Origin of the sequence: Thermococcus celer Vu 13 = JCM 8558, from assembly GCF_002214365.1 — an archaeon.
In the GTDB taxonomy this organism is placed as follows: Archaea; Methanobacteriota_B; Thermococci; order Thermococcales; family Thermococcaceae; genus Thermococcus; species Thermococcus celer.
This window is the reverse complement of record NZ_CP014854.1, coordinates 430,768-457,597: the sequence shown is the minus strand read 5'-3', so window position 1 is coordinate 457,597 and position 26,830 is coordinate 430,768. Positions and strand designations below refer to the sequence as shown.

Annotated in this window: 30 protein-coding genes and 1 tRNA gene; 11 read left to right on the top strand and 20 right to left on the bottom strand. The window is 56.4% G+C overall.

Annotation, left to right across the window (positions count from 1 at the left end):
* Positions 1-2: 2 nt before the first annotated feature.
* Complete coding sequence (locus A3L02_RS02555; RefSeq protein WP_088862481.1) at positions 3-281, bottom strand: lipoate protein ligase C-terminal domain-containing protein; 279 nt, start codon at positions 279-281, stop codon at positions 3-5.
* A gap of 69 nt (positions 282-350) precedes the next feature.
* Here A3L02_RS02555 and A3L02_RS02550 point away from each other — a divergent pair, with 69 nt between their 5' ends.
* Positions 351-2,267: an arginine--tRNA ligase gene (locus A3L02_RS02550; protein WP_088862480.1), complete on the top strand. Its 1,917-nt coding sequence runs from the start codon at positions 351-353 to the stop codon at positions 2,265-2,267.
* Between the two features lie 322 nt (positions 2,268-2,589).
* On the opposite strand, the gene prf1 is transcribed toward A3L02_RS02550, so the two are convergent.
* The 3 genes from prf1 to A3L02_RS02535 all read right to left on the bottom strand — a co-directional run bounded on the left by prf1 (position 2,590) and on the right by A3L02_RS02535 (position 4,776).
* Positions 2,590-3,837: a peptide chain release factor aRF-1 gene (prf1, locus tag A3L02_RS02545; RefSeq protein ID WP_088862479.1), complete on the bottom strand. Its 1,248-nt coding sequence runs from the start codon at positions 3,835-3,837 to the stop codon at positions 2,590-2,592.
* Positions 3,838-3,936: 99 nt separating this feature from the next.
* Complete coding sequence (locus A3L02_RS02540) at positions 3,937-4,173, bottom strand: pro-sigmaK processing inhibitor BofA family protein (RefSeq protein WP_088862478.1); 237 nt, start codon at positions 4,171-4,173, stop codon at positions 3,937-3,939.
* Between the two features lie 9 nt (positions 4,174-4,182).
* A complete protein-coding gene (locus tag A3L02_RS02535; RefSeq protein WP_088862477.1) occupies positions 4,183-4,776 on the bottom strand; it encodes a HEAT repeat domain-containing protein in 594 nt (197 codons plus the stop codon).
* 368 nt (positions 4,777-5,144) lie between these two features.
* Here A3L02_RS02535 and A3L02_RS02530 point away from each other — a divergent pair, with 368 nt between their 5' ends.
* Positions 5,145-7,403, top strand: coding sequence for an ArnT family glycosyltransferase (locus A3L02_RS02530; RefSeq protein WP_088862476.1), 2,259 nt, complete (start codon positions 5,145-5,147; stop codon positions 7,401-7,403).
* A 259-nt stretch (positions 7,404-7,662) separates the two neighbouring features.
* On the opposite strand, the gene A3L02_RS02520 is transcribed toward A3L02_RS02530, so the two are convergent.
* Positions 7,663-7,836 carry a class III signal peptide-containing protein gene (locus tag A3L02_RS02520; protein ID WP_088862474.1) on the bottom strand — a complete coding sequence of 58 codons (174 nt, stop codon included), beginning with the start codon at positions 7,834-7,836 and terminating at the stop codon, positions 7,663-7,665.
* A gap of 258 nt (positions 7,837-8,094) precedes the next feature.
* On the opposite strand from A3L02_RS02520, the gene A3L02_RS02515 reads away from it, so the two are divergent.
* Positions 8,095-8,523, top strand: a complete 429-nt coding sequence (locus A3L02_RS02515) for a hypothetical protein (protein ID WP_088862473.1) — start codon at positions 8,095-8,097, stop codon at positions 8,521-8,523.
* Here A3L02_RS02515 and A3L02_RS02510 read toward each other — a convergent pair.
* The 3 genes from A3L02_RS02510 to A3L02_RS02500 are packed head-to-tail and all read right to left on the bottom strand — an operon-like array spanning position 8,513 to position 11,374.
* A complete protein-coding gene (locus tag A3L02_RS02510; protein ID WP_088862472.1) occupies positions 8,513-9,769 on the bottom strand; it encodes a site-2 protease family protein in 1,257 nt (418 codons plus the stop codon). The genes A3L02_RS02515 and A3L02_RS02510 overlap by 11 nt on opposite strands.
* A 33-nt stretch (positions 9,770-9,802) precedes the next feature.
* Positions 9,803-10,204, bottom strand: a complete 402-nt coding sequence (locus A3L02_RS02505) for a DUF126 domain-containing protein (protein ID WP_088862471.1) — start codon at positions 10,202-10,204, stop codon at positions 9,803-9,805.
* 9 nt (positions 10,205-10,213) lie between these two features.
* Positions 10,214-11,374: an aconitase X catalytic domain-containing protein gene (locus A3L02_RS02500; protein ID WP_088862470.1), complete on the bottom strand. Its 1,161-nt coding sequence runs from the start codon at positions 11,372-11,374 to the stop codon at positions 10,214-10,216.
* Positions 11,375-11,470: 96 nt separating this feature from the next.
* On the opposite strand from A3L02_RS02500, the gene A3L02_RS02495 reads away from it, so the two are divergent.
* The 7 genes from A3L02_RS02495 to A3L02_RS02465 all read left to right on the top strand — a co-directional run bounded on the left by A3L02_RS02495 (position 11,471) and on the right by A3L02_RS02465 (position 16,285).
* Positions 11,471-11,548 (top strand) — tRNA-Met (locus tag A3L02_RS02495).
* Positions 11,549-11,815: 267 nt separating this feature from the next.
* Positions 11,816-12,286, top strand: coding sequence for a lamin tail domain-containing protein (locus tag A3L02_RS02490; protein ID WP_088862469.1), 471 nt, complete (start codon positions 11,816-11,818; stop codon positions 12,284-12,286).
* Positions 12,287-12,368: 82 nt separating this feature from the next.
* A complete protein-coding gene (locus A3L02_RS02485) occupies positions 12,369-12,824 on the top strand; it encodes a 30S ribosomal protein S15 (RefSeq protein ID WP_088862468.1) in 456 nt (151 codons plus the stop codon).
* Between the two features lie 28 nt (positions 12,825-12,852).
* A complete protein-coding gene (locus A3L02_RS02480) occupies positions 12,853-14,280 on the top strand; it encodes a single-stranded-DNA-specific exonuclease RecJ (protein ID WP_088862467.1) in 1,428 nt (475 codons plus the stop codon).
* On the top strand, positions 14,270-14,530 hold the full coding sequence (locus A3L02_RS02475; protein ID WP_088862466.1) for a KEOPS complex subunit Pcc1: 261 nt from the start codon (positions 14,270-14,272) through the stop codon (positions 14,528-14,530). The genes A3L02_RS02480 and A3L02_RS02475 overlap by 11 nt, the downstream gene beginning before the upstream one ends.
* A 15-nt stretch (positions 14,531-14,545) precedes the next feature.
* The gene (locus tag A3L02_RS02470) at positions 14,546-15,148 is read left to right on the top strand and encodes a 30S ribosomal protein S3ae (RefSeq protein ID WP_088862465.1); all 603 of its coding nucleotides are present in this window, start codon (positions 14,546-14,548) and stop codon (positions 15,146-15,148) included.
* A gap of 81 nt (positions 15,149-15,229) precedes the next feature.
* On the top strand, positions 15,230-16,285 hold the full coding sequence (locus A3L02_RS02465; RefSeq protein WP_088862464.1) for an SPOUT family RNA methylase: 1,056 nt from the start codon (positions 15,230-15,232) through the stop codon (positions 16,283-16,285).
* Between the two features lie 85 nt (positions 16,286-16,370).
* Here the strand turns inward: A3L02_RS02465 and A3L02_RS02460 are convergent, their stop codons facing one another.
* The 6 genes from A3L02_RS02460 to A3L02_RS02435 form a co-directional block, all read right to left on the bottom strand.
* A complete protein-coding gene (locus A3L02_RS02460; protein WP_088862463.1) occupies positions 16,371-17,084 on the bottom strand; it encodes a DUF92 domain-containing protein in 714 nt (237 codons plus the stop codon).
* 70 nt (positions 17,085-17,154) lie between these two features.
* A complete protein-coding gene (locus A3L02_RS02455) occupies positions 17,155-17,604 on the bottom strand; it encodes an Lrp/AsnC family transcriptional regulator (protein ID WP_088862462.1) in 450 nt (149 codons plus the stop codon).
* A gap of 194 nt (positions 17,605-17,798) precedes the next feature.
* A complete protein-coding gene (locus A3L02_RS02450) occupies positions 17,799-18,098 on the bottom strand; it encodes a MazG nucleotide pyrophosphohydrolase domain-containing protein (RefSeq protein WP_088862461.1) in 300 nt (99 codons plus the stop codon).
* Positions 18,099-18,100: 2 nt separating this feature from the next.
* Positions 18,101-18,478, bottom strand: a complete 378-nt coding sequence (locus A3L02_RS02445; RefSeq protein WP_088862460.1) for an ArsR/SmtB family transcription factor — start codon at positions 18,476-18,478, stop codon at positions 18,101-18,103.
* A gap of 68 nt (positions 18,479-18,546) precedes the next feature.
* The gene (locus tag A3L02_RS02440) at positions 18,547-18,918 is read right to left on the bottom strand and encodes a Mov34/MPN/PAD-1 family protein (RefSeq protein ID WP_088862459.1); all 372 of its coding nucleotides are present in this window, start codon (positions 18,916-18,918) and stop codon (positions 18,547-18,549) included.
* A gap of 104 nt (positions 18,919-19,022) precedes the next feature.
* Positions 19,023-19,823 (bottom strand): DUF2666 family protein, encoded by an 801-nt coding sequence (locus A3L02_RS02435; protein WP_088862458.1) that lies wholly within the window; start codon positions 19,821-19,823, stop codon positions 19,023-19,025.
* A 119-nt stretch (positions 19,824-19,942) separates the two neighbouring features.
* On the opposite strand from A3L02_RS02435, the gene lonB reads away from it, so the two are divergent.
* Entirely contained in the window at positions 19,943-21,850 is a 1,908-nt protein-coding gene (gene lonB / locus A3L02_RS02430) for an ATP-dependent protease LonB (protein WP_088862457.1), read from the top strand.
* Positions 21,851-21,880: 30 nt separating this feature from the next.
* On the opposite strand, the gene A3L02_RS02425 is transcribed toward lonB, so the two are convergent.
* From A3L02_RS02425 to hydB, 6 genes are read right to left on the bottom strand one after another with little or no spacing between them, the layout of a single operon-like run.
* Positions 21,881-22,330, bottom strand: a complete 450-nt coding sequence (locus tag A3L02_RS02425) for a hydrogenase maturation protease (RefSeq protein WP_088862456.1) — start codon at positions 22,328-22,330, stop codon at positions 21,881-21,883.
* A gap of 4 nt (positions 22,331-22,334) precedes the next feature.
* Positions 22,335-22,526, bottom strand: coding sequence for a PIN domain-containing protein (locus A3L02_RS02420; RefSeq protein ID WP_088862455.1), 192 nt, complete (start codon positions 22,524-22,526; stop codon positions 22,335-22,337).
* Between the two features lie 52 nt (positions 22,527-22,578).
* Positions 22,579-23,868, bottom strand: a complete 1,290-nt coding sequence (gene hydA, locus A3L02_RS02415; protein ID WP_088862454.1) for an NADPH-dependent hydrogenase/sulfhydrogenase 1 subunit alpha — start codon at positions 23,866-23,868, stop codon at positions 22,579-22,581.
* Positions 23,865-24,659 (bottom strand): NADPH-dependent hydrogenase/sulfhydrogenase 1 subunit delta, encoded by a 795-nt coding sequence (gene hydD / locus A3L02_RS02410; protein ID WP_088862453.1) that lies wholly within the window; start codon positions 24,657-24,659, stop codon positions 23,865-23,867. The genes hydA and hydD overlap by 4 nt, the downstream gene beginning before the upstream one ends.
* A 10-nt stretch (positions 24,660-24,669) precedes the next feature.
* Complete coding sequence (gene hydG, locus A3L02_RS02405) at positions 24,670-25,554, bottom strand: NADPH-dependent hydrogenase/sulfhydrogenase 1 subunit gamma (RefSeq protein WP_088862452.1); 885 nt, start codon at positions 25,552-25,554, stop codon at positions 24,670-24,672.
* Positions 25,551-26,654, bottom strand: coding sequence for an NADPH-dependent hydrogenase/sulfhydrogenase 1 subunit beta (gene hydB / locus A3L02_RS02400; protein WP_088862451.1), 1,104 nt, complete (start codon positions 26,652-26,654; stop codon positions 25,551-25,553). The genes hydG and hydB overlap by 4 nt, the downstream gene beginning before the upstream one ends.
* Between the last annotated feature and the right edge of the window lie 176 nt (positions 26,655-26,830).

The window sequence follows — 26,830 nt, the reverse complement described above, 5'->3', positions numbered from 1 at the left end:
CCTCACTCCTTCAGGGCGTTTTTAAGGGCTATCTTGAAGTCCTCGACGTTAACGTAGGGGGTCTCCAAGTCCATCCTAACCGCGAAGAACTCGTCTATAAGTTGCTCCAGTTCCTCCAGCCTGTGCCCTTCAAGCTTCCTTTCGAGCTCCTGAACAGCCTCCTCCGGATGCATGAAGAAATCCCCGGTGATCCTGACTCTCTCAGCCTTCCCGTCCCTCTCGTCGAACTCTATCCTTATCAGTCCCTTCTTAGCCTTGTGCTCCCCAACGTGGTGTCTCATACCCATCCCCAAAGTAAATTCTCCGGAGAACTTTTTAAAGGTTGGGCCCAAGTTGTCCCGGTGATCGGAATGGGATACGCCCGGGTTAAGGAGAGGATCAGGCTCATCCTTCAGGAAACCCTAAAGGAAATGCTGGACGAGGCAGGAAAGGAGTGGGACGGCGAGGTAACCCTCGACGACACCCCGAGCATCGAGCTCGGAGACTTTGGAACTGCCGTTTCATTCCAGCTCGCGAGGGTTTTCAGGAGGGCACCGAAGCTCATCGCCGAGGAGCTGGTCGAGAGGTTAAGGGGGAAGTTGCCGGACGAGGTGGCCGAGGTTAAGGCCGTGAACGGTTACGTGAACTTCTACCTGGACTACGAGACCTTTGGGAAGGGACTCGTCCGCGAGATACTCGAGGGGGGAGAGGCCTACGGTGAGGGGAACGTCGGGGCCGGAAAGAAAGTGGTGGTGGAACACACGTCCGTGAACCCGACCAAGCCCCTCCACATGGGCCACGCGAGGAACGCGGTTCTGGGCGATACCACCGCCAGGATAATGCGAAAGCTCGGCTACACTGTGGAGGTCCAGAACTACATCGACGACCTCGGCGTCCAGTTCGCCCAGGTTCTCTGGGGCTACCTGGCCCTGAGGGACGAGTTCGAGAGGCTCGAAGCGGAGCTCAGGGAGAGGGGCCTGAAGGAGGACTTCATAGACCACGTGATGGGTCTGCTGTACGTCGAGGTCAACGAACGCATGGCCCAGAACCCCGAGATTGAAGGGGAGGTTCGCGAGCTGATGAAGAAGCTGGAGGAAGGAAATAACGAGATCGCCGAAATCGGCAGGAAGCTCGCGGAACGCGTCGTCAGGGCCCAGATGGCGACCACCCGTCGCATGGGCGTGAGCTACGACCTGCTGAGCTGGGAGAGCGACATAGTGAGGAGCGGGATCTTCGAGGAGGCCTACGAACTCATCGAGAACAACGGGAACTTCTTCTGGGTCACGGAGGGCAAGTACAAAGGGGCCTTCGTGATGGACCTCAGGAAACTCTTCCCCGACATGAAGAACCCGTTCCTCGTCCTGAGGAGGAGCGACGGAACCGCGACCTACACAGGCAAGGACATAGCCTACCACCTCTGGAAGTTCGGAAAGGTGAGCGCCGACATGCTCTACAGGCCCTGGGACGACGAGACCTGGACAACCGCTCCGGATGGGGAGGAGATGCCCGGAAGGTTCGGGCGCGCGGACATCGTTGTCAACGTCATCGGCGCCGAGCAGAGGCACCCGCAGATGGCCGTGAAGTACGCCCTGCAACTCCTCGGTTTCGAAGACTCCGCCGAGAACTTCCATCACCTATCGTATGAGCACGTCGTCCGGCCCGAGGGCAAGTTCTCCGGCAGGAAGGGGACCTGGGTCGGCTTCACCGTCGACGAGGTCCTCAACGAGGCCGTCCAGAGGGCAAGGGAGCTCGTGGAGGAGAAGAACCCCAGCCTGACCGACGAGGAGAAGGATGAGATAGCCGAGGCCGTGGGCGTCGGGGCGGTCCGCTTCAACCTGCTCAAGTACAGCCCGGACAAGGTGATAACCTTCAGGTGGGAGGACGTCCTCAACTTCGAGGGGGAGAGCGCTCCTTACATCCAGTACGCCCACGCCCGCTGTGCCTCGATCCTGCGGAAGGCCGCGGAGCAGGGGATAGATACCTCATGGGATGTCCTGCTCGAGAGGGCCGACTTCTCGAGGCTCACGGACAGGGAGAAGGAACTCATAAAGCTCCTCGCCAAGTTCCCCGAGGTCGTGGAGAGCGCCGGAAGGGACATCAAACCCCACCTGATCCCGTGGTACGCCAACGAGCTCGCCTCGCTCTTCAACAGGTTCTACATGGATCACCCGGTGCTCAAGGCCGGGAGCGGAGTGGTCGAGGAGAGGCTGTTGCTCGTGCTCGCGGTGAAGGTAGTCCTGAGGAACGCGCTCGAACTGCTCGGCGTGGAGGCCCCGGAGAGGATGTAGTCACTTCTTTAATACTCTTTCCACCACGGGATCGATTATTCCGTATCGCTCGTTTTCTTTCCCCGAATTCAACCGGCCACCCGGGAATGCGATCGGGCTCGTTGACCGCTCCCTTATTTCGTCTTCGGAAACGTCAGCCCAACCTCCTCGAAACCCCTCTTCAGAAACGCCTCCGACACTTCCCTGCTGAAAGGCTTCAGCTCTATCTCATCGTAAATTCCTCGTAAAGGGGGCTCGAGTAGTTCTCCACCCCAAAAGCCGCGTGGGTGTTCCAAGGGTTATGAATTTACGGTAGAAGGAATATACAAACGGGGTTACCCTCTCACTGAATCCTGTACCTAAGAAACGCCCCGATGCCACCGAAGGCTTTGTAGAACTGCTGGCCTTCATCCGTGTCGAGCGAGATCACCTCGACGTCGGCACCGCTCTCCTCGGCCATCTTTATGAGTTCCTCGGCGACGTCCCACTTCTCGAAGCCGATGTTCTGGCTCCCGCACTTGGGGCAGTGGGTGAGCCTCTTCCTGTACACGTGGAACTCCTCCTCGCTCATCGTCTTCTCCTCACTCCAGCCGCAGTTGTTGCACACCGCCTTAACGCGAACCCTGTCGTAGCCCTCGCTTATGAGGAGCGTATCCACCGCGCCGAGCTCAAGGGCCTTCCTGACCTCCCTCTCGCCGTAGGTTATCATTCCCGTGTCCTTCACGAGGTGCTTGAAGAACTTCTGGATGAGGTGTCGCTCCTTGATGGCCTCGTGGTCCTTGAGTATGTCGCTGGCCTTCTCCACGAGCTCCTTGAGGCCGTACTCACCGTGGTAGCTTATGTCCACGACACCGATTATCTTCTTCCTGAGCTCGTGGTGGAGGTACTCGCCCTCGACGAACTCCTCCTTGGTCGGCCCGGGCCCCCCAATGATTATGCCCCTCAGCTCACCCTTCTCGAGGAGCGGGAGGAAGACCTCGTTGGCGTGCTCGCCTATGCGCTTCATGAACTCGTGGGTTTCCTGCTCGCGAATTCGCTCGTAACGCCTCGCCGACTGACCACCGGCTCGGGTCTTACCCGGGACGTTGGAGGTCAGTTCTTCTACCACCTCGATGCGCTTGCCGCGAAGGAGTCCTATCGTGGCCTCGTTTTTCTCGACGGTTATCAGGCCGTAAGCGTCCTTGATCCGAAGCATCTCCTCGAGGGGCTCGGTCACGAACGTCTGGTCGCATCGATAGAGGCGAACCTTGAGGGGCTCGGGGGGAACTATTGCCCAGAGCCTTATGTCGCTCACCCCCTCCTGCTCGCTGACGTTGCCGACGAAGAGCGCGAGGCCGTTCTTCGGTGTCGTTCGATAGAGCTTTAGGTGCTGCATCGCCCTCTCAAGGGCCCCGAGAACGTTCTTTCGGGTGGACTTGGACTTTATGTTCTGGGCCGTCCCGTACTCCTCTCGGAGCTGCTGCATGACCTTGTTTATGTCGTAACCGTCGGGGATGTAAAGGCTCACGAGCTCGGTCGCCCGACCTCGATAACCCTTCAGTTCCTCCACCTTCTTCTTGAGCTCGTACATCTCGGCTGACTTGTGAGACATGAGCATCACCCTCCAAAGCTTTCTCGCTCCAGAAGGGGCACGGAAAGGGAACTTATAAAGATTTAGATGGGGTCAGACGGGGGTGGAAATCCGCAAGGACTACAGCCACGAGAGGATAACCAGCAGAAGAACCCCAAGGACGCCGCCCACGGCCACGATGAGGATGTTGAGGGGGGTGTACCGGACGTGCGTTACCCCAATGGTGTTGAGTATCCAGAGGAGTATTAGACCCACGACCGCGTTGGTTATCAGGTACTTCAGGATCGCCACCGTTAGTTTGATGATCAGGTAAACGGCCACCACCAGCAGGATTAGAAACAGCAACGCCCCAATCATGAAGACACCTCAAGAGAGCTTTTCGAGGGTTTCTTTGGCTATCTCCCCAAGCGAGACCCACTTCTTACCCTCGAAGGGCAGTATGACCTTGTCCTCGACGTCCACGAGTTCCTCAACGTATCCCCTTACTCCCTCGATGAGATCCCCCAGGTACTTCCTGGCCTCACTCGACCCCAGCTCGCCGAGGAGCATCAGGATAAACCCCTTCGTGTTCTTGTCACCGTCCCGGAGTTCCTCCATTACGGTGTTGACTATGGAATCGTTCAGACCCCTCATGGCCCCCGGGAACCTGCGGGCCAGTTCGTAGGACAGTACCATCGCGTTTTCCCTCACGTAGGGGTTCCTATCCTTTGTCAGCTCGATGGCCTTCGGGAATATCGTCCCCACCCGGGATTCGATAACGTCGCTTCTCTGCTCGACCACGTTCCCCAGCAGTAGAAGCACGTCCCCCCGTATACCCGGGGCCGGGTCGTCCAGGAGTTCTATGAGTGCGTTCAGGGCCTTCTTGTCCTTTACAACCATCGGTACGATCTCGTCGAAGCGCTCTTCCTCTATGAGCTTTTTGATCTTGCCCTTCTTCGAGCCGAATGAAAGGAAGCCCATGGTATCACCTCTAAAGTTGGGTTATCTATTTGGGTGTATTAAGTTTTTTGCCTGATAATTTCGAATAGTAGGCAATGGAGCTTCACCACCAGCGGAAGAGTGATTGGGTGATCTGATGATATTGCACTGATGTTGATTTCCGCGAGAGCCCTTAAAAAGATGAAATTAGAGGTAGGCAAGTTTATAAATAATCTGAAATCTGTGTTGGGCTGATGCGGCAGGATATTGATAATCCAGGCGACGATGTCTATCCATTGCCAGTAGACGTTCAGTTAGAACTCTGAACGTAATAGAAACAAAGAAATGGAGGAAAGAATGATTATTCCTAATAAGCTCTCTGAATTTAGTGATTAATCAAAGAGTGAGGGATGATAATGAGAAGAGCGCATCAGTGGATGGGCATGCTATTGATATTGGCACTCTATGCCCTGATGCGAATTTACTGTGCATTCACGTTTATGAGTGAATACTTCGACTATGACGAGGGTACGTATCTTCTAATTGCCCGATTGATCAACCATGGCTATCTACCATACAGAGATATCTTCGCAGTCCACCCTCCATTCTATTATTACCTCCTTTCCCTCTGGTTACGGGTATTCGGAGACAGTTATGTAGCCGGCCGGATGCTATCAGTTCTCTTTGGTCTTCTGTCACTGATTGTGGCATACTACATCGGCAAAGAGATTAGAGACTGGAAATTGGGTCTTATTCTCTCGGGATTGTTAACCCTCGATCCTCTCTTGATTGAAGTGAACTCCTTGGTCTTCCATGAATCGTCTATTGAATTTTTCACGCTGCTGTCCGTTTACCATTTTATTCGGTACGAAAAAACAGGAAATGATAAATATGCATACATAGCATTATTCTGGGCAGGCCTCGGGAGTGCATCCAAGTTCACCATCCTCCCGTATGCACTTGCTCTCTACATCGTGATATTGTTCAGCAGGAGCGAGCTCATTGTTTCACACCTTCAAGGAGCGGTGAGGGTTATCTTCAACCGACGTCAGGTCTTTATACTGGCGACAGCTTACCTCGTAATGACTCTTTTGGTGATGGCCACGATCATTCTATGGCCGAGCTGGTACGTTAGAGCTGTCGTTGTGGTGCCGGTTATTCATAGAGTTACTTATTGGGACCAGATTATCCCCATAATGATCCTTCTCCTCATTTGGGGTAGTTTGACTTTAAAAATATTCAACTCCTCGTACCTTCCCCAAGTAAGGGATATGATTAGCTTTTCACTTCATAACCTAAAACGCGTCCTGCTTCTGGCTTTTGCAGTCTTTTTGCCAAAAATAGTAGTAGAGGGATCTTTGGGAATAGCCATTAGCCCAGACTATCTATCTCAGACGTATCTGATACAGGGAAGGAGACATTTTCCGATAATAAATCTCTTTGTATTTGCCAGTGACCTTTTCAAGGACATTTATAGGAACACTCTGGAGTTCTGGATGTTCGTTCTTCCAGTTGTTTTATTGGCACTCTTGGTATTGGCCATATGGGCATTTTCCAAGAAGGTTCCCATATCTCCGCTTGGCAGATCCATAGTTGTCCTGTCAATGATAACAGCGTTTGTGTATTTTGGGGTGTCCCCATCTATCATCACAGCCAGATTTATCCTGCCTCTCTTATTGTTAGTGAATATCCTGCTTGCAGACATTCTTTACGCTCTTCCCACCATAGTACACAGGAAACATACGCACATTCTGGAATTTCTCATTATCCTATTGTTCTTGGTGGCGGATTTTGGAATCATTTACCAGTATCCCCACGGAAATCTAAAGTTTAACTATGCAGTTCACACAAAAACGATGAGGGATGACCTCAGGGGCTACCTTTCCTCCGTGAACATCAATCCAGAGACAACTTATTCTCTGAATCCAATGAATACATATTACTTGGGCACAAATACCGTTCCATATTACACTGATGCGTTTGGTTTAATTTTACTCAAAGGTCTCAACTCCAGTACGATGCTTAAGATCTTTAAAGAGGAGGGGGTTAAACATTTCGTCATTAGCACTTGGGCATATTACAAGTGGGTTAACAAGGAATTCAGAGATCAACTTCGGAGCTTTATATCGGCGGTGAGAATGAGCTCAGCATTGTTATACGGCGAGTCTTATGATAACAAAGATGTCTTGGAAATGTATTCACAATCAATTGTCAGCAACCCCAAAGGTCCACTTTATATAGGCACTTATAATGGTAGGGTGATTGTTTGGGTAAACTCAACGGAAATTGCAGAGCTTTATGCGGTTGATCATAATGTAACCTTAGACTTCCGCACTCTGATGAGGCTCAATCTCAATAATGGCACATACCTTGTAACACAATACTCCAATGTTCCCTCTGAGCAGACAACGTTTGAACTGTCTCTAAACGGGAGCGAGATCCTTTTATCCTCGGTGAGTTTGCCACTTGTGTTCAATTTCACCCATGAGATAACAATTTTTGCCGGGGCAAGACACCTAAAACTCCACCAGGAAACAAACGCTCCAGTGGATGTGTACTGCGGGGACCTTCATCTTAAAATTGCAGGGGCTAATGCCACGGTTCAAAAAGTTTCCCAAACCGAATTAAAAATAACCGGGAACGGGTTTGAGGTTGAGCTTACTGGTTAACCCCCATTTTGAAGCTCACTAAGAGCCTGGGATACTCCGCTAATTTCATTCTCAAGAAGTTGGCTGCCTGTCCGATGGGGGTCTGTTTTCAGAAATTTGACTACAAATAACACCAAAAGTAACCCTGTCGCGAACATTAATATGTACTCAAGTGAACTCTGTGCACTTCTTCTCATTATCCCACCCCATCAGTTAACATTCGAAAGAATAGAATAATCAAATTAAATAAAATAATAAAAACTTCAACTACCGCTGCCCATCAGCTGCCCTTCATATTCTCGAGGGTCTTGTTTATCTCCCCCTCTGTCGTGTTGATAGTGCTTTTGGCGGTGCTTCCCCTGCCCTGGAGCTGTCTGACCACTATCAGAATTATTATCAGGGCGGCCGCAATCATGAACAGGTACTCGATGGCACCCTGCGCCTTCCTCTTCATTTCATTTCACCTCCGGAGAGTTACTTCATACCCTTCTTGGCTGAAAAGCTTATATAGTTTTTTCCTCAAATTTACGTGAAATCTCCCCAATAATGTGGAAAGCGCAGGGGTGATCGTGTGGAGCTGGTGGCTATCCAATCCGAATCAGTTGATATTGAGGATTGTGTAAACAATGTGGTAGTCAAATCAAGGAATCTCCTATCGTTTAAACCAGGGGTTATAAAATCATCAAAGATCCATCTCACCTTCGGAGCTTTCATGAACCTCACGATAACCCTCCTCCTCGATCCCCGCGGCAACGCTCGAAAGGGTGTCCTTGCCGATTACGCGCACGGAAAGAGCAAGGAGGACGCGATCCAGAAGGCGCTGGAAAAGCTGAACACGTTACTGCCCGAGGGGGCCCAGGTCCTGGACTTCGAGGTTGGAACCTACACAACCCCCGTGACGAGGCGAACGTACGCGGTCGGGGTCATCGTCTATAACGCCCCTCTTGAAACGAGGCCGTTTAACGAATACCAGCTCAAAGAGCGCAGGGAACTTCTCGCTAAGGTCCTCAAAAGCTTCAACTACAACCCGAAGGTTCTCAACATCTCGGAGATAGCGAGGATGTTCGGGGTGTCGAGGGACTCGATCTACTACGACATAGAGCAGATACTGAAGGAGAGGAAAAAACGGCCTATCCGCTGACCGATAGGGGAGCCGGCGTCGCGGAGAGCACGAAGATCACAACCGCCAGAACCGCAAGTGCGAGCCGCTTCTTTGAGATCGGGGAAACCTCATCGAGGGCCCCGGGATTGCCCACAGAGCCCATAAATAGGACGAGGGTTCCCCAGATGAGCCAGCCAACCCAGAGGAAGCTCATGCCCACGAGGAGGAGGCCGACGGCCATGGTGAAGTACCTGTGGGCCCTGTCGCTCAGGAAGGAGCGGGCGATGTGCCCCCCGTCCAGCTGGGCCGCGGGGATGAGGTTCAGGAACGTGACCAGGATCCCGACCCAGCCGGCGATGGCCACGGGGTGGAGGAACACGACGCTGTCCTTGGGGAACGTGACGAGGTACTTCTCGATGAGCAAAAAGAAGAGGTTCTCTCCGAAGGATATTCCCTGCTCCGCCGGCGGAATCAGGTGCTGGGGCACCGGGACGGAGAGCCTGAGGCCGATTATGCTGACCGGGATCGCCACGAGGAACCCTGCAATGGGACCGCTGACCCCGAGGTCTACGGCGGCGTCCCTCGTTGGGAGGGGAGATTTGACCCGTATCACCGCCCCCAGCGTTCCGAGGATGTTCGGGAAGGGGATGAAGTAGGGCATGGTGGCCCTGACACCGTGGTAGGCCGCGGCTATCTTGTGGCCGAGCTCGTGGGTTCCGAGTATCGCCATGACGCTCACCGAGAAGGCGAGGGCGTTGACGTAGGGGTTCCTTATCCCGGGGAGGCCGTAGTCGTTCAGGGTCTGGATGTAGCTCAGCGAGAGGGAGTAGCCGGCGAGGAAGGTCGTGAAGATGGTGATTATCAGAAGTACCCACGGAAGCCACTTTCTATCTTCTTTGATCTCGCCCGCCGGGAACACGAAGAGGGTGGGGTCCCCATGGCGTCGTTTGAGGGCGGCCCAGTAGCCCAGTTTTTCGAGCTCTCCGAGAACCTTCTCGAAGTTCCTCTCCAGAACCTCGCGAACTTTGAAAACGAAGACGTCGCCCTCCACCCCCTCGAGTTCGAGGGAGTAAAACTCCTTGAGTTTCTTCTCGAGGGCTTCTGGCGGGCCCGTGGGCCTTAGAGGGGGGGCTACCTCGAAGGCGGGCCCCTGCGTCTCGGCCTGAAAGCTGACGAGGACCATGTCGCCCCCGCATACAGGACAGCCCTTCTCGATGATGGGCTCGTTGGAGTCCAGAACCTCCCTGTGGCCGCAGTTGACGCACTCGTAGATCCCCTTTCCCATTTGACTCCCCTAAGGCCAAGTAGTGTGGACGGCTTAAAAACCCTGTTCCTCAACTTCGACCAGCCCGTCGTCGGCATCGACGCGGACGCGTTTTCCGGTCTTGAGCTTTGATACGTCTATCCCGTCCACCGTTGGGATGCCGGCTATTATCGCGCCAGTCGCGACTATCGTCTCGGCTTCTCCGACGATTATGGCCTTCGGCGCCTTACCGTTCTTTTTTAACGCGTAGATGACGTACGAGCCGACGGTCGAGCCTTTACCGCGCGGGAACGCGAGTACCTTCCCTGCCACGCTCTCGCCCCGTATGTCGCTCTCGGCGTCCGTGACTATGCCGGTCTCGGGGTCAACACCACCGAGAAACGAAAGGGGCTTTTGAGAGACTATCAGCTCCCCCTCGGCCTTTCCACCGACTATCTTCCTTCCCCTGAGCTTCATGATCCCACCTCACGGAGCCTCTTTAATTAGGTTCTCCACGTCGTCCAGCCGCACGCTGAAGCCGAAGGAGCGGAAGTAAAAGGCGCTCTTCCCGCTGTTGGTGGCCACACCACGGTACCAGCCCTTTATCGGCGAGACCACGAAACAGGAGTCGGGTATGATCCTCCCGTTGTACCTCTCTATCGTCCCGGTGTACCCGAGGGCATCGGCGAGGGCCTTCACCGCCCTGCTCGCGGTTATGAAGAGCGGTATCTTGAGCGGTTTCCCGCGCATCCTGAGGAGTTCCGCAACCTCCTTTATCTCCGGAAGGGAAGCGTGGGGACAGCCGATGAGAATCATGTCTATCCCGCTCCAGTCGTCGCTGAAGGCCTCCCTGACGGCCCTCAAATCGGAGTCCTCAACCGTTACCGTCTCGACCTTATCGACCACCGCGCCCCTCCACTCGGGTGTCTCGCCTTCCACGTGGTAGAGGGCTATGGAACCGCTGGCGGCCATGGCCGCGCCCATCTCCTTGAGGTACTCGCTCATCTCGGGTTTTAGTCCCGTGATGTAGGGCACGTCGTTTCCGAGGCTCTTCCCGAGGTGGTAGCCGAGCGCCGCGTAGTCCACGAACGTTTTAACCCCGGCCTCCACCTTGACCTTCACGGTGGCCTTTCGGTTCTCGTCGAGGTGTAGGCCGTAGTTCGGCGTTTTCCCGACGATGGCGGCGGCCAAGCTCGAAGGTCCGCCCTCCCTGTTGGTTCTCGCGCCTATCACGGAGTTGGCGAAGGAAACAGCCGAGCTCTCGCTCCAGGCTAAGTGGTCGCCGAACTTCGGGAGGTTGGCGCCGTAGTAGGGGGTGCACGTGGAGGTTGCCTCGATCCCCATCCTCCTGTAGAGCTCGAGGACCTCCGCCTGCTTCTCCATGAACTCGTCGTTGCCGATTCCCGCTGGATTGAGTGTCGTGTAGACGCTCACCCTCGCCCCGGCGTCGACGAAGTCGCGCAGGAACTCGATTCCAGCGTTGCCGATGTTCTTGTATGAAACTCCCGCGACCTGGGCACTCTTGATGGGAATCAGCCGGTCGGCACCGTAGATCTCGCCGAGGGCGACGAGGATCTCCATCGCCTTCTGGAGGGCGTAACCGTATTCGCCGGTTAGAATGAGCTCTTCCTCCTTCGTCAGGTACATTCCATCACCCTTACCCGATTGGGATTCTCTTCTTATAAGTCCTCGCCCGCCGCAAGATTTATAAACCCTCCACGGTTCACTAACTACGGGTCGAGCAGCGGGGTGGGGCAGCTAGGAGTGCCCGCCGGGCTCATAACCCGGAGGTCGGAGGTTCAAATCCTCCCCCCGCTACCAGCCATTCTGGGTTCCTGCGGTTCTCAATTCCCATCATATGCAGGGTCCATTTTATGAGGCCTTTTAACACGGCGAAGTTCCCTCTGCTGCCCCGAGGAATTCGGGATTCTTTACCAGTTACCAGGCAGTTAGTTTACGGCCCTGTTGCGGGCCTGAACTTAAAAGCAACGTTCTCTGGTTTTTGGTGAACGTGTTGCCTCATGACAACGGGCGCCAAAGAAATCCTTATTACCGACGGAAACATATTCTGAAAATGCGGTGGAGGGCATGAAAAGGGGGGCCTCGAGCATCGAGTATCTGTTAATGATCGCCGTTGCGCTCGGGATAGTTCTCGTTACGATATATGCGGTGAGCGAGATCCTACCGAGGGACCTCGGGGGCCACCACGTCTTCATCTCCCGCGTGGAGTACGATCCGCCCGGGGACGATGTGGAGGGCGAATACGTCGTTATAACGAACGGAGAGCTCTTTGAGGACGTTAACATGAGCGGATGGAAACTGATGGACGAGAAGAACCACGTCTATACCTTCCCCTCTGGCTTTATCCTGAAGGCTGGGGCGAGCGTTAAGGTTCACACAGGTAGCGGCGAGGACACCGCCACCGACCTTTACTGGGGCAGGGGAAGCGCGGTATGGAACAACAACGGTGACACCGCCTACCTCTACGATGCGGACGGGAATCTCGTTGACAAGTGTAGCTGGACAGGAAAAGAGGGCGGGGCTGTGGACTGCCACTGACGGAAACTTTTTAAACTCCTTCCTCTACGCCGATGCGAAGGGGCGGCTGGCGGGAGCTGGCCGTCACCGGGAGGTGTAAGGTATGGCAAGGATGCACGCGAGAAAGAGGGGTAAGTCCGGTTCTAAGAGGCCACCGAGGACCGCTCCGCCGACCTGGGTCGAGTACACGGCGGAGGAGGTCGAGGGGCTCGTCGTCAAGCTCAGGAAGGAAGGCTACAGCGCGGCGATGATAGGGACCATCCTCAGGGACCAGTACGGCATCCCGAGCGTCAAGCTCATCACGGGCAAGAAGATAACGAAGATCCTCGAGGAGAACGGCCTCGCGCCGCAGATCCCGGAGGACCTCATGGCCCTCATTAGGAAGGCCGTCAACCTCAGGAAGCACCTCGAGATGCACCCAAAGGACAGGCACTCAATGAGGGGCCTCCAGCTCACCGAGAGCAAGATAAGGAGGCTCGTCAAGTACTACAGGAGAACCGGAAAGCTGCCCGCCAAGTGGCGCTACGACCCGGAGCAGGCCAAGCTCCTGGTTCGCTGACCCCCTTTCCTTCTTATAAGGTGGTAAAATGGACAGGGGCGCTTTCTTGGAGAGGGTCCGCGAGGGAGCGGAGCTAATCAGGATGCACGTAGAGTTAGGGCACACCATCCGGCTGATATCCCATCGGGACGCCGACGGTATCACCGCCGGGGCGATTCTCGCCAGGGCCGTTGCCCGGGAAGGCGGGAGTTTCCAGCTCAGCATAGTCAAGCAGCTCAGCGAAGAGCTCATAAAGGAACTCGCTTCGGAAAAACGGGAGGTGTACGTCTTCTCCGACCTCGGGAGCGGTTCCATAAGCCTGATAGAGCGGTACCTCGACTTCGCCACGGTCGTCGTTGCCGACCACCACCCGCCCGAGAGGGAGGGGTTCTCAACGGACTCGCACCTGCTCGTGAACCCCGTTCCCTTCGGTGCCAACAGCGTTCGGGACCTCAGCGGCTCCGGCGTCTCCTACTTCGTTGCGAAGGAGATGGACGGGAAAAACAAAGACCTTTCGTACCTTGCCCTCGTGGGCGCGGTCGGAGACATGCAGGAGATAGACGGAACTTTCCACGGCCTCAACCTTGATATAATCGAAGACGGGAAGAAGCTCGGTATCCTCGAGGTCAGAAAGGAGCTCCGCCTCTTCGGAAGGGAGAGCCGCCCGCTCTACAAGATGCTGGCCTACGCCACCAACCCGGAGATTCCAGAGATAACCGGGGACGAGAGGAAGGCCATCGAGTGGCTTCGCTCCAGGGACTTCGACCCGGACATGAGGTACTGGCAGCTCCGCGAGGAGGAGAAGAGGAGGCTCCACGATGCGCTGGTCATACACCTGATAAAGCACGGTGCCCCCAAGGAGGCCATAGACAGGCTTATCGGGGACGTCGTGGTGAGCCCGCTTTACCCCGAGGGCGATCCAAGGCACGAGGCGAGGGAGTTCGCGACGCTCCTCAACGCCACCGGAAGGCTCAACGCGGGAACGCTGGGCGTTGCCATCTGCCTCGGCGACGAGGAAGCCTTCAAACGGGCCAGGAAGATGCTGGACGACTACAAGCGGGAGCAGATAGAGGCCAGGAAGTTCCTCATCCAGAACTGGAGCATGGCCGAGGAGGGAGAACACGCCTACGTTTTCTACGCCGGCAGAAACATCAGGGACACCCTCGTTGGGATAGCCGCCAACATGGCGATAAACGCCGGTCTCGCCAGCCCGGAGAAGCCCGTCGTGGTGCTCGCCGACAGCGACGAGGATCCGAACCTCGTGAAGGGCTCCGCCAGGACCACGGAGAAGGCGCTGGCGAAGGGTTACCACCTCGGAGAGGCGCTCAGGGAGGTCGCCGAGAAACTCGGTGGAGAGGGCGGCGGACACGCCATAGCCGCGGGAATCCGCTTCCCCAGGGGAAAGATCGACGAGTTCATAAGGCTCTTCAACGAGGCTCTCAGAAAGCAGATCGGAGGTAACGACGGTGAGGATTGAGGCGAAGGCAGAGATAGTCTGGCACTACGGCGAAGCCACGAGGGCAGAGGCCATAGCAGAGGCACTGGAGGTTGACAACGCGAACCTTCCCGACGGCCTGAAGAAAAGTTTAAATGTGATAACCCGATGGGAAGATGGGGACGTCATAACAAAGGTTAAATACTCGGGTGAGATTGAGACACTCATCAAAGCGCTGGATGATTTGGTGTTTTCAGTCAAAATCGCCGAAGATGTTACCGAAAACGTGTGAACTGGAGGTGTGAAGATGGCGAAGGGTAACCCAAGGAAGAGGGCTGCTGCCACCAAGGATAAGTGGAAGATGAAAGAGTGGTACGTGGTTTACGCTCCGGACTTCTTCGGGAGCAAAGAGATAGGACTCACCCCCGCTGACGAGCCCGAAAAGGTCATCGGTCGTGTCATAGAGACCACCCTCAGGGACCTCACCGGCGACTTCACCAAGGGCCAGGTCAAGCTCTATTTCCAGATCTACGACGTCAAGGGGCAGAACGCCTACACCAAGTTCAAGGGCCACACCCTCGCGAGGAGCTACATCCGCTCGCTCGTCAGGAGGAGAACCACCAGGATCGACGGTATCTTCAACGTCACCACCAAGGACGGCTACAAACTCCGCGTCATGGGCATGGTCATAGCCTACAGGAGGATACAGACCAGCCAGGAGAGGGCCATCAGGGAGATAATCAGGGACATCATCTACAAGAAGGCAGAGGAGCTCAACTACAGGGACTTCGTGCTCGAGGCGGTCAGTGGCAAGATGGCCGCGGAGATAGCCAAGGAAGCCAGGAGGATATACCCGATAAAGAGGGCCGAGATAAGGAAGATAAAGGTCCTCGCCGAGCCGGAGGCCTGAGGGCCTCTCAACTCCTCTTCTGTGCAGCCGTTCTCGGCAGGCTTTTAAACCTGCGATCTTTTCTCCAGAGGGGGTGCCGTTATGAAGTTCATCGTCAAAACCCAGAGGGGTATGGAAGGCGTTGCCGCGAACTACGTTAAGGAAGCCCTGCCCGATGCGAAGATCTGGATATCTCCCATGGGATACTCGGGGCTCGTGATAGTCGAGGCCGGAGATGAAGGGGCGGGTGAGAGGATACTCGAGATCCCCGAGGTGGAGAGGATAATCCCCGTTCTCGTCGAGGTTCCGGCGGAGCTCGAGGCCATCGTCTCCTCCGCGGAAAAAATCGCCTCCCTCATCGGTGAGGATGAGACCTTCGCCGTGAAGACCAAGAGGCGTGGGAAGCACGGCTTCACGAGCGTTGACGTTAACCGCGAGCTCGGCGCGAGGATAAGGGAACTCACGAACTCCGACGTGAACCTGAGCTGGCCTGATAAGGTCGTTCAGGTGGAGATAATAGGTGACAGGGCTTACGTATCCGTCCTTCCCGGCGAGGAGTTCCGGAAGTTCACCCCGGATAAGATAGACGCGAGGAAGCTCTTCCGCAAGGTCACCCTCGTTCAGATGCCCTACTGGGGGGATTACAAAGCCTGCAGGAGTTTCGGCGAGAAGATAGGGAGGGCGGCGCAGGCCTTCGAGGTGAAGGAGCTGATAATTGCCCCCAAGGAGAAGATGGACGCCTTCGAGCTGGCCGAGTTCCTGAAGGGCGTGAGGATTGGGCAGGAGAGCAGGCACAGGATACAGCGCGAGGCCTACCCCTGGAAGGTCGAGAAGGTTCCCGTGAGCGTCTGGGACCTCTACCAAGTGGTTCGCGACAAGAGACGGCCCAAGAGGCTGCTGATAATAACCGACCCCAAGGGTCCGACGCTCGCGGAGGTCAAGGCCGACCTCGCGAGGGACGCCTTCTACGCTAAGGAGGTGGTCATCTTCGTCGGCTCCAGGGAGGGCATCCCGCGCGGTCTCTTCAGGTTCGCCGATTACGTCGTTGACCTCGCCCCCTACATGACCTTCGCCACGGAGCACGGTATCCCGGCGGCGCTCGTTTCCCTCTGGGAGATCTACGAGGAGTACGCCCGGAACTTGGAGGAAGGAGACTGATTCCAAAACGCCACGGCGTCAGGCCCTAAGGTCATCCTCACCGCTCGGGAATCCGCCGTTTCATCATCCGCCGACCTTTAAAACTTCACGCCAGTATGTGGAAGAGGCCCGCGCCGATGAAGCCCCCGAAGAGGCTCGCGAGGAAGTTGGTCGAGTTGTTGTCCGTTATCCCCTCTTTCTCGAGGGTCGCTCCGATGAGGCTGTCCAGGTTGACGCCGATGAACCCGCCGATGGTAACCGCCAGCAGCATCGTAACCTTCGCCTTCGTCAGGGGAATGGCAAGTAAGGCAATGACTACCGATCCAAGGAGGGCGAAGAGCTCCCCCGCCCAGGAGATCGCCCCGTTAACGCCTGGTTTGACGGGTTTAAGGGTCGTGATGAGCTTCGGGTTTTTCCCAAAGACCTTGCCGAGTTCGCTCGCCAGCGTATCGCCGTTGACCGTGGCTATCGCCGCGAAGCTCGCAGCCCAGAAGACGTCCTGGCGGGAGAAGTACTCAAAGGTGAGGAAGATCAGGGCCGCCAGACCGTTGCCGAGAACGTTCCCCCAGCTCCTTATCCCACCCCTGCTCTGGGCGGCGCCCAGGAGGCTCTTCTCATGAAATCTATACCTGGTGGCCAGGACGCCGAGAATAACGAAGGTCAGCAGGGCAAGGAACGGATAGAACCCCCCGAGTTCCATGACCAGAAGCCCAAGCAGTGCGGCGGCAACCGTACCTTTAACGTCAAGGGCCCTGAAAATGTACGCACCAACACCGAGTCCCGCGACCACTGCTACGTCCACTGCCACTTTCTCGAGCATCTCTGACACCCTGGAAGAGTGCGAGGTATGCTTTATTACTCTTTTCCCTCTGATAAAAAGTGGGGAGATGTCAAAGGACATCAAACTTAAGTATCTCCGTGACGAAGGTTATGTCAAGCTCGTCTATTCCGGGTATCTTCCTGGACACGTCCGTTATGGTCTTCTCGATCTCCTTCATGTCCTTGGGTCCGACGATGTGCACGACGAGGTTGTGCGAACCGAGGGCGCGCTCAACTATCTTGACGTTTTCGTCCTCGAGAAGGGCGGGGATCACCTCATCTACGTTGACAGAGGGCTTGATGGTTATTCCCAGGATGACGTGGGCGTAGCCGAGGGCATCGTAGTCGGGTATCACCGTGTACTTCTTTATGACTCCCTTCCTCTCCAAACGGTCCATTCTCCGGGATACCCTCTGCCTTGTGGTGCCAAGGATCTCAGCGAGCTCCTTGTAGGTAAGACGGGCGTTCTTGGCGAGGAGCTTCAGGATCTTCACGTCAATTTCGGTTATTTTATCCACCATGTCTCCACACCCCCAACTTACACTGGGAGTTAACGGGATCCATTATAAGAATGTACGGGATCCATTATAAAAATGTTTCGATAATTTGGAAGATTTTTAATCATTTGGTCATTTATTTTATGACCTAATTTGGCACAATTTAATCCTGTAGCGTTACATTATGTAAAGTTTTATGGACCATACCTCTGGAAGCATCACGTGCGGTTGGACCACCGTTCCCTGTCACGCTCACGGTACTTCCCAACGCTCTTATCGAGGGCCTCCAGTAGGTCTATTCCGTAGTGGTTGGCTATGCAGGCGAGCGCGAAGAGAACGTCGCCGAGTTCCTCCTCGAGCCCCTCCCGACCGCCGTTTCCCTTAACCCCCTCGACCTTCAGCAGTTCATCGGCGAGTTCTCCAACTTCCTCCACCAGCGCCGCGAGCATCTGGAAAGGCTCCCAGTAGCCGCCGAACTCCTCTATGAGCTCATCCACCCGTCTCTGGAACTCGTTCATGCTTACACCAGCTCCTCCCTCACCCTGGAAAGGTACCCCTCAAGGACCTCCGTGTTGGTCCTGTAGAAGCGCATCTTGCCCTCCCGTCGTTCGCTTATCAGCCCGAGTGACTTGAGGGTGCGCAGGTGGTGGCTTATCAGGGTTTGATCCCTGTCCAGTATCTTGGATATCAAACACACGCAGAGCCAGTTGTCCTTCAGGAGTTTGAGTATCTTAAGCCTCAGCGGATTCGAAATGGCCTTCAGGAAATTTATCACATTATCCTCCACGTTGAGTTCGACTTCCTCCTCGAGGTCGATGATACCACTTTCCCGTGCGCATCTGAGGATCGCTTCCCTCTGCTTTGGTTTCAGCTCGTCGAGGAATTCTCCGATCTTCATGTTAAACACCCTCGCATGGGTTAAGAGGGTTTCCTTTTAAGAATTTTTCAGATGTGATGGGCCATGTTCTATTCCACGACCTCCACCCGGAGTTCACTCCCGTCGTTGCGGTACGCCCTTACACTCCCCTCCACGAAGGGGTAGGCGATTATCAGGTGCACGCCCCCGAACTTGGAGAAGAAGTGCAGATCGGCCCCTGAAGGCCTCGGGTTCGGCCCGGGATGGGAGTGAACCGTCCCCTTGATGCTCTCGTCGTGGGGGAGCATCCAGGTGTTGAAGAACGCGGAACTCCTGCCGAAGTGGGGGTCGGGGGCTATGAGAACCTCCTCGAACACCCCGTCCTTCGCCCTCAGGAAGCCCGCGAACTCGTTGGGGTAGAAGTCGCGGGCGAGTTCCAACAGGTACTCCAGCAGTTCCCGCCTGATCTTGACAGTTTCCATCTCGCTCACCAATAAATATTGGGGGGAAGGGAACTTTCGGGTTTCATTCTTGATCAGCGAAGCGAAGACTCCTCATCGGCTCCCCTCGGGTGTCCTCGGCCTCATCATTTCTTCTCGAGGTACTTCTCAAGGCTCTTCGCCGGAACGTCCAGCGGCAGTCCAATCTTTTCAAGGGCGGTTCTAAGGGCGTAAACCCTTGCGTGCCCCTCGAAGCCGGCCGGGGCGTAGTCCTCGGCCGGGAACTCCAGGTACCTCTCGACGACCGCGGCTATCTCCGCCTTTTTTACCTTCTTGGAACTGCCGAACCAGGCCTCTATCCCTTCCGTGTCGATTCCTGCGTAAACGGGGAGCTTAAGCGTGATGCTCTCGTTTATGCTCGCGAGGAGCCTCGCAACGTCCGCCATGGGGGTTTTCTCATCTATGATGAGCCGTCTAACGGCCCTCCACTTCGTCTTCCCGCCGAGGTGGAAGGCCACGAAGTTGATGTGCTCCTCTTCGTAGGGGAACTCGATCCTGACCCCGCTCAGGGGCTTCTCTGGATACTCAACCGGCACCTTTTTTGAGAGCGTCTCCCTGACGAGCAGGGCCCTGGCTACCTCAGTGAGATGCTTCTTGAGCTTCTTGTCCTCCTCGAAAACGAGTTTGCCGAGCGTCCTCGCGGTCCCCGGCGATTTGAGGGCAACGATGGTTTCACTCAGGTCTTTATCTTCGAATTTTCCGGAGAGGTTCATTATTTCGTCGACGTTCATAACCTCCGTGAGGTACCCGGGTATCCGGGGGTTGGCCGTGTTGGCCACGCTCGCTATGAAGTGTGCCACCTTCTCGTCCTCCAGCTCGAACAGCCCCTCCGCCACCTTCCAGTCCCCGTGACGTGCGGTGAATATTATCTGATCCTCAACCTTCATAGTTCCCACCGGGATATCTGTGTGCCAGGCCCTATTTTAGCTTTTTTCTTGCCCGCCTCAAAAAAGTTATAAATCGCCCGGGGCATTCCACTCTGAGAGAGCGAAAAGAGGGAAGAGAAATGGGGGAAGAGGAAAAGATTGAGGGAGAAACCCTGGTCCCCGGGGAGTACGGAGAGAACCTCGAGCTGGGGGTGGAGTTTAACACGACCGAGGAGATTCACGTCCCCGAAAAGCTCATCGACCAGGTCATAGGGCAGGAGCACGCGGTCGAGGTTATAAAAACGGCCGCCAACCAGAAACGACACGTTCTTCTGATAGGTGAACCCGGAACCGGTAAGTCGATGCTCGGTCAGGCGATGGCCGAGCTCCTGCCCACGGAGAACCTTGAGGACATCCTCGTCTTTCCTAACCCCGAAGACGAGAACATGCCTAAAATAAAGACCGTCCCGGCCTGCCAGGGGAGGAGGATAGTTGAGAGGTACCGCGAGAAGGCGAAGGGCCAGGAGAGCATAAAATCGTACATACTCCTCTTCGTCATGTTCACGGTAATGCTCGCCCTCTTCCTGCAGTTCACCGCCACCACGCTCCTCATGGGCCTCTTCGTCATAATACTCACCATAATGGCCCTCTCCAACATGCGCTTCAAGAACTCCGTTCTCGTTCCCAAACTGCTCGTCGACAACTGCGGCAGGAACAAGGCTCCGTTCATCGACGCCACCGGGGCCCACGCTGGTGCGCTCCTCGGCGACGTTCGCCACGACCCCTTCCAGAGCGGAGGTCTGGGCACGCCGGCCCACGAGAGGGTGGAGCCCGGCATGATCCACCGCGCCCACCGTGGCGTCCTGTTCATCGACGAGATAGCAACGTTGAGCCTGAAGATGCAGCAGAGCCTCCTCACGGCGATGCAGGAGAAGAAGTTCTCTATAACGGGCCAGAGCGAGATGTCAAGCGGTGCGATGGTCAGAACCGAGCCGGTTCCCTGTGACTTCATCCTCGTCGCCGCCGGGAACCTCGACACCGTCGACAAGATGCACCCGGCCCTCCGCTCCCGCATAAGGGGTTACGGTTACGAGGTCTACATGCGCACCACCATGCCGGACACGCTCGAGAACAGGCGCAAGCTCGTTCAGTTCGTCGCCCAGGAGGTAAAGCGCGACGGCAAGATCCCGCACTTCACGCGCGATGCGGTTGAGGAGATAGTCCGCGAGGCCCAGAAGCGTGCCGGCAGGAAGGGGCATTTAACCCTCCGCCTGCGTGACCTCGGCGGCATCGTCCGCGCCGCCGGTGACATAGCTGTGAAGAAGGGCAAGAGGTACGTGGAGCGCGAGGACGTTCTCGAGGCTATAAGGATGGCGAAGCCCCTCGAGAAGCAACTCGCCGACTGGTACATCGAGCGCAAGAAGGAGTACCAGGTGATAAAGACCGAGGGGAGCGAGATAGGCCGCGTCAACGGTCTCGCGGTCATAGGCGAGCAGAGCGGCATAGTGCTTCCCATCGAGGCGGTGGTTGCCCCGGCCGCGAGCAAGGAGGAGGGCAAGATAATAGTCACTGGAAAACTCGGCGAGATAGCGAAGGAAGCGGTGCAGAACGTCTCGGCGATAATCAAGCGCTACAAAGGCGAGGACATCAGCAGGTACGACATCCACGTCCAGTTCCTCCAGACGTACGAGGGCGTGGAGGGGGACTCCGCCAGCATAAGCGTCGCCACGGCCGTCATCTCGGCCCTCGAGGGGATACCGATAAGGCAGGACGTGGCGATGACCGGCTCCCTGAGCGTTAGGGGCGAGGTGCTACCGATAGGCGGCGCCACGCCGAAGATAGAGGCCGCGATAGAGGCCGGCGTAAAGACCGTCGTAATCCCCAAGAGCAACGAGAAGGACGTTTTCCTCAGCAAGGACAAGGCGGAGAGGATCCGGATAGTTCCCGTCGAGACCATAGACGAGGTGCTGGAGGTCGCCCTCGAGGAGGGCGAGGCGAAGAGGGAGCTTCTCAAGCGGGTAAGGGAAGCGCTCCCCCTCTTCCAGTGACGTTCTCCTGCAATTCCTCAATTATTTAACTCAATTTTTACATAATTCTTCGACGAGCTCAACGACCCGGGGAAGGGCGTTCCTGACCTCTTCGCTGAGTTCCGTTCCGAGGTCTATTCGCTTAGCAACGACGCCGATGAAGTGGAGCTCAGCGTTTTTCAATCGTTCGTCAAGCGACATCAGCAGTTTGAGCCCCTCTATCGCCCCCATGAAGTGGGCGCTCCGTATCTCCGCCCTGAGCTTCTCGAAAACCTCCTCGCCCTGGAGGTGGATCACCTCTCCGGGTTTTAGTTCTCCACTCAGGATGGCGTCGATGACTATCAGCCTCTCCTCTCCGTTGTAATAGCTGGAGAGCCGGAAGACGTCCGTGCCCACCTCAAGGACGTTGCAACCCCTCTCGAGGAGAAGCCGGCCGGCCCTGAGGCCCACCCCGTCGTCGGTCATGAGCTCGTTGCCGAGGGCGAGGACGAGGGTTCTCACGGGATCACCCCGTTATGATCTCAACGTTCTCTGCCTCCGCGGGCTCAAAGAAATCATCATCAAGGGTCGCCAAGACGAAGCCATGCTCGATACCGGTGGCGAGTATCAGGGCGTCGTTGGGCAACATGCCGTACTTCTCGGTGAGCTCCGTGGCTTTGGTGAGCGTTCTCCGAGACGACCCAATATCCTCGGCCATGTTCTCCCCTGCTTTTCTCTTTCGTTTATCATTAAAAAATTTGGGAAAGACCTTAGAGCCTCGCCACGTGCACCGAACAGGAGATGCACGGGTCGTAGGCCCTGACCACCATCTCAGCGAGGAGCTTGAGCCTCTCCGGCTCGTCGTTGTAGTGCTTCTCCGCCATCATCCTGACGTGCTCCTCCATCATCGCCAGGTTGAAGGCGGTCGGCGTTATGATGTCCGCGTGGGAGACCCTACCGTCCTTCACCCCGAGGGCGTAGACGAGTATCCCGCGCGGGGCCTCGGTCGTGGCGACGCCGAAGCCGTCCCTGACCTCCACCTCATCCCTCGGCCTCACAGGCCACCTCGCGAGGGCCTCGTCTATTAGATCCATCGCCCTCTCCGTGAAGTATACCAGCTCGAGGGCCTGGGCGAGGTTGTTGGTGAAGGGGTTTGTCGGTCTGAATAACTCCCTGTGACTCTCGTAGAGCTCCTTCGCCCTCCCGTAGAGTTTGTCGGCGTGGTTGGTGAGGCGGGATATCGCGCCGGTCATGAAGGGTTTCTCCCCGTTGTAGAAGCTGTGCTTGGCGAAGCTGTGCTCAACGACGCGCTCCACCATGTGCTTTTTGTAATCCTCGCTCGGGAACTCGAAGCCGTCGCTGACGCTTATGGCATCGCCGTATATCCCGTAAACGTCGTTGCGTGGCCTCACCGCCATGTGGATTATCGGCCCCTCGACCTCCGCGTACTGCTCCAGTTTCGTGAAGAGCTCGAAGGTGTACTCGGCCTTCGGGAGCGCCTCAGCGAGGCGCTTCTTCATGAGCTCGAGGGTGCCCTTGCCGGGCAGTTTTCCAAAACCCCCGAGAACCGCGTTTTCCTGGTGTATCGCCCTGCTCCCGAGCTCGTCCATCATCCAGCCCCCGAGGTTCTTGAGCTCAAGGGCGATATTTATCTCCTTCCTGTATTCCTCCACCATCTTGAGCGGACTGGAGTACCCGAGGTAATCCGGCAGGACGAGGAGGTAGAGGTGAAGCGCGTGGCTCTCTATCATGTCGCCAATGTATAAGACCTCCCTCAGGGCCTGAATCTCCTCGCGGGGTTCAAAACCGACCGCCTTCTCCGCCGCCTCAACCGCGGTGAGCTTGTGGGCGGCGGAGCAGAAGGAACATATCCTCGGGTAAACCGCCAGCGCCTCCTCAAGCTTCTTGCCCACGGTTATGGCCTCGAAGAAGCGCGGGCCCTCTATGATGTTGAGCCTGACCTCTTTGACACCATCGTCGCCCACGACTATCTCAACGCCGCCCTTTCCCTCGACCCTCGCTATATGGTCAACGGTGATTGGAAGGTAGATCTCCTTCATTCTTCCACCCCCTGAAAGACCTTCTCGACCATCTCCTCGAGTCTCGGGTTGTGGCCGTTGAATATCTTCATGCGCTGGAGTATCTCCTCCTTCGTGAGCCCCTTCTCCCTGAACGTCCTGGCGAGGGAGTCGAACCAGGCGACGTCGTAGTCTATCGCCCCCCTGCATCCGATGCACGCCACCCCAAAGCCCGGACAGCGGGCGTCGCAACCGGCCCTCGTGAGCGGACCGAGGCAGGGCTCGCCCTTCTCGATGAGGATACAGCTGTTTCCCTTCAGCCTGCACTCCACGCAGACCGGATAATCTATGTCCTCCGGCCACGAACCGACGAGGAAGGTGCCGAGGGCGTAGAGGAAGTCCCTCTTCTCCGGCGGGCAGCCGTAGATCCGGTAATCTACCTTGATGTACTCATCGACGGGTTTGGCAAGCTTGGGCTGGAACTTCACCTTTGCATCTCCGTAGACGGCCTTCCACAGCTCTTCCAGGCTTTTCTCCTGCTCCCAGCTCTGCACCCCGCCCTGGGTTGCGCAGGCCCCCACGGCCACCACAACCTTCGCGTTCTCCCGTATCCTCTTAACGAGCTCGGCCTCCTCCTCCGTGGAGACGCTCCCCTCTATGAAGGCTATGTCCACGGGCTCGTCCTCGTAGGAGTCCCTCTCAATCATGTACCAGCACACTATCTCCGCCCTCGGGATGAGCTGGAGTATCTCGTCCATCATGGCGAACTGCAGCTGACAGCCGTAGCATGAGGTGAGGGCGTAGAACCCGATGCGAACCTTCTCCTTCTCCATCTTCACCACCTCAGTCGAGCAGTCCGGGCGTTGATACTATGTCGAAGTACGTGAAGACCGGGCCGTCCTTGCACACGTACTTCCAGCTCGTGCTCGTTCCGACGTTGCAGTGGCCGCACTTGCCTATCCCGCACTTCATCTTCCTCTCCAGCGTGACGAATATGTTCTCGGGCCTGTAACCGTAGTTGATGAGGGACTCGAAGACGGATTTGTACATCCTCGGCGGCCCGCACACCGCCACCGCGGTTCTCTTCGGGTTGGTGTTGGCCTCAACGATGAAGTTCTGTGGCCTGCCGTGCCTTCCGGGCCACTCGGGGTCGCGCGTGACGCTCTGGATTATCCTGACGTTCTCCGCCTCGGCCAGATCCTTCATGGCCTCGAGCTCCTTGTAGAAGAGCAGGTCCTTGCCGTAGCGGGCGGTGTTGATGAATGTTATGTTGCCGTACTTCCAGCGGTTGTCCATCGCGTACAGGAAGACGCTTCTTAAGGGAGCGGTTCCCAAACCCGCACCTATGAGGAGCAGGTCCATGCCCTCCCACTCGTCAACGGGGAAACCGTTGCCGTAGGGGCCGCGGACGAGGACGGTATCTCCGGGCTTGAGTCTGTGAATGACCGTTGTAACCCTCCCGGCTTTCCTGATGCAGAGCTCGAAGAAGCCCTTCCTCATGGCCGAGGAGCAGATGCTTATCGGAACCTCACCGACGCCGGGTATCGTGAGCTGGACGAACTGTCCCGGGCGGAAGGTCCACTTCTCGGCCAGCTCGGGGTCCTCGAAGCGGAAGAGGAACAGCTTCTCCATCTCCGTGAGCGGGTAAACCTTGAGAACCTTTACCCTGTGGAGTGCGTAGGGGTTGCCGTCGGGCATCATGACCTCCCGTGGAACGGCCTCGCTCATAGACCATCACCCCTTACCCCTGCGGCGTAGGCGAAGCCCCTCTTCGGAATCTCATCGCTTACCTCCGGCGGACACGACTTCTCCTCGAGCCCCATGATGGTGCGCAGGTTCCTCACGAAGCTTATGCCCGCGGGGCAGAAGTAGGTGCACCTTCCGCAGCCGACGCAGTAACTTATGCCGAGCTTTTCGTTGTAGGCGTTCTTGCAGAGGTAGCGGTTCATGAAGCGGGCTTTCTTGGTGGGCCTGAAGTTGTGACCCCCGGCAACCAGACCGTGGCTCCTGAGCTGGCAGGAGTCCCAACGCCTCTCGCGGTAGCCTGTGTCCCCGTCGAGGTTGACGATGTCCTGAACTTCGTAGCAGCGGCACGTAGGACACGTTAGGTTGCAGTTGCCGCAGGCGAGGCAGATGTCGGCCTGCTCTTCCCACATTGGGTGCTCCATCTCGAGCTCGAGGAGATAACGCAGGTTGCTCCAGTCCTCGTGGTATTTGAACGCCTTCGAGCGTTTGTTCTCGAACTCCCGGAAGTTGCAGATGTCCTCGGTGCTGACCTCCTCGAAGAGCTTGATGTTTCTATCCACGATTCTGTGGCCGGTGGGCGTCCCGACGCGGACGAGCCAGCCATCGGGGAGCTCGTGCAGGAAGAGGTCGAAGCCATCGTCGGCGAAGTCGGTCTCCCTCAGGTTGCAGAAGCAGTACTCGTCCGGCATGCAGCTGATGCCTACGATGATGCCCTTCTCCCTTCTTACTCTGTAATACTTGTCCGGGAACTCGTCGAGGTATACCGTGTCGAGGATCTTGAGGCCGAAGATGTCGCAGGAGTGAATGCCGAAGACCACGAAGGGCTCGACGTCCTCCAGCGTTTCCCTGTACTCCGCCCTGGAGACAGTGAACTCAAAGAGCTTCTCCCTCGGCGGGAAGAAGAACTTCTTCGGCGGCATTATCGTTCTGTTGTAGTGGAACTCGACCTTTCTGACGTCGTCTATTTCCCTGAAGTCGTAGAACTTCTCGGAGATTTTCACGGGGGCGTACAGTTTCCCCCACTCCTTCAGCCGTTCAAGGAACGCGTAAGTGTTCTCCCTGGGGAGTTTAACGTACCTCAAGTTCGTCACCTCCAATGAACAGGAATATACACGTGCTCATATCTATCCCCTCAATACGGACTTCACAGGGGACTAAAAAAGCGTTTTTAAACCCGAAAATTGTAAACCAAAGGTTGAGAAGCTTTCGTTGAGCCTAACATAAGCCCTCGAGGGAATATCTTTTTGGAGTCTGGAAC